The organism is Saccharomonospora saliphila YIM 90502, from assembly GCF_000383795.1.
In the GTDB taxonomy this organism is placed as follows: Bacteria; Actinomycetota; Actinomycetes; order Mycobacteriales; family Pseudonocardiaceae; genus Saccharomonospora; species Saccharomonospora saliphila.
On the sequence record NZ_KB912731.1, the window covers coordinates 2,722 to 4,526 of the forward strand.

Consider the following 1,805-nt stretch of genomic DNA (forward strand, 5'->3'; position numbering starts at 1 on the left):
ACCACGTGAGCAACGCGCTCGCCGCGGCGGCCGTCGCGCTCGAACTGGGCTCACCGCTGCCGGAGGTCGCGCGCCGCCTCGGCGGGGCGACCCGCCGTTCCGCGCGCCGCATGGAGGTCACCACCCGGGCCGACGGCGTGACCGTGCTCAACGACTCGTACAACGCCAACCCCGAGTCCGTGCGGGCGGCGCTGAAGACGCTCGCGTCCATGACCTCGGAGAGGCGGTCGTGGGCGGTCCTCGGTGTCATGGGCGAACTCGGGGCCGATAGCGTGTCCGCGCACGACGAGATCGGTCGGCTCGCCGTCCGGCTCAACATCAACCGACTGGTCGTGGTCGGCGAGCAGGCCGCCGCCATGCACCACGGCGCGAGTCACGAGGGTTCTTGGGGAGAGGAGTCGGTCCTGGTGCCGGACACCGAAGCCGCCGCCGCGCTGCTGCGCGAGCAGGTGCGCCCCGACGACGTCGTCCTCGTCAAGGCTTCGAAGGTTGCTGAGCTGTGGCGGGTGGCCGACGCGCTGTTGGGAGAAGGCGGTAGCGCGTGAGCCCGAACACTGGACTGTACGGGGAGCGAACAGGGACACATCACGGCCGGGCGAGCGGGAGGCGTGACGCGTGATCAGCATCATGATCGCGGCCTCCGTGGGGCTGGGTGTGTCCATTCTGCTCACTCCGTATCTGATTCGCCTGTTCTCGAAACAGGGATTCGGTCAGGAGATCAGGGAGGAGGGCCCTCAGGGGCACAGGTCGAAACGCGGCACCCCGACCATGGGCGGGGTCGCCATCATCGTGGCGTTGGTGGTGGCCTACTTCGCCGCACACCTCGTCGACTACTGGCGTGACTCCACCAACGACGGTCCCAGCGCCTCAGGGCTGCTGGTTCTGTTCCTCGCGGTGGGCCTGGGCATGGTCGGCTTCCTCGACGACTTCATCAAGATCCGCAAACAACGCAACCTGGGGCTGAACAAGACGGCCAAGCTGGTCGGCCAGCTCGTGGTCGCGGTGACGTTCGCGGTGCTGGTGCTGCAGTTCCCGGACCCGAACAACCTCACCCCCGCGTCACAGAACCTGTCCTACGCACGGGACATCGCGCTGATCATGTTCCCGCTGCCGATCTTCATCGTGTTCTGCTACCTGCTGATCTCGGCGTGGTCGAACGCGGTGAACTTCACCGACGGGCTCGACGGGCTCGCGGGCGGCGCCGGCGCGATGGTGCTGGCGACGTACGTGGTGATCTCGTTCTGGCAGGCGAGGCTGAGTTGCGTCGAGGCCTACCAGCCCGCCTGCTACAACGTCCGTGACCCGCTGGATCTGGCCGTGGTGGCCGCCGCCGCCACGGGCGCGTGCGTCGGGTTCCTCTGGTGGAACGCCGCACCGGCGAAAATCTTCATGGGTGACACCGGGTCGCTGGCGCTGGGTGGTCTCATCGCGGGATTGTCCATGACCACCCGCACCGAGCTGCTCGCCATCGTGATCGGTGGTCTGTTCGTCGTCGAGATGATCTCCGTGGTGGTGCAGATCGCGGTCTTCCGGACCACCCGCAAGCGGTTGTTCCGGATGGCGCCGTTCCATCATCACTTCGAGCTGGCCGGGTGGGCGGAGACCACCGTCATCATCCGGTTCTGGCTGCTCGCCGCGATCTGTTGCATGTTCGGCCTCGGGTTGTTCTACAGCGAGCAACTCGGGCTCGGGGGCGGGTGAGCCGGGTGACGGAGGACGCGGGCGCGCCCGCCGTCGGCGCCCCGGTGACCGGGCCGGTGCTCGTCGCGGGCGCCGGCGTCACCGGCCGGTCCGTGGCGTCGGCG

Annotated in this window: 2 protein-coding genes; both read left to right on the top strand. The window is 68.4% G+C overall.

Annotation, left to right across the window (positions count from 1 at the left end; all coding sequences use genetic code 11):
* Positions 1-545 (top strand): glutamate ligase domain-containing protein (locus SACSA_RS24085; protein WP_019819779.1); only part of this gene is annotated, 545 nt, incomplete at its 5' end.
* A 70-nt stretch (positions 546-615) separates the two neighbouring features.
* Positions 616-1,701, top strand: coding sequence for a phospho-N-acetylmuramoyl-pentapeptide-transferase (gene mraY, locus SACSA_RS0120700; RefSeq protein ID WP_019819780.1), 1,086 nt, complete (start codon positions 616-618; stop codon positions 1,699-1,701).
* The last annotated feature ends 104 nt before the right edge of the window (positions 1,702-1,805 follow it).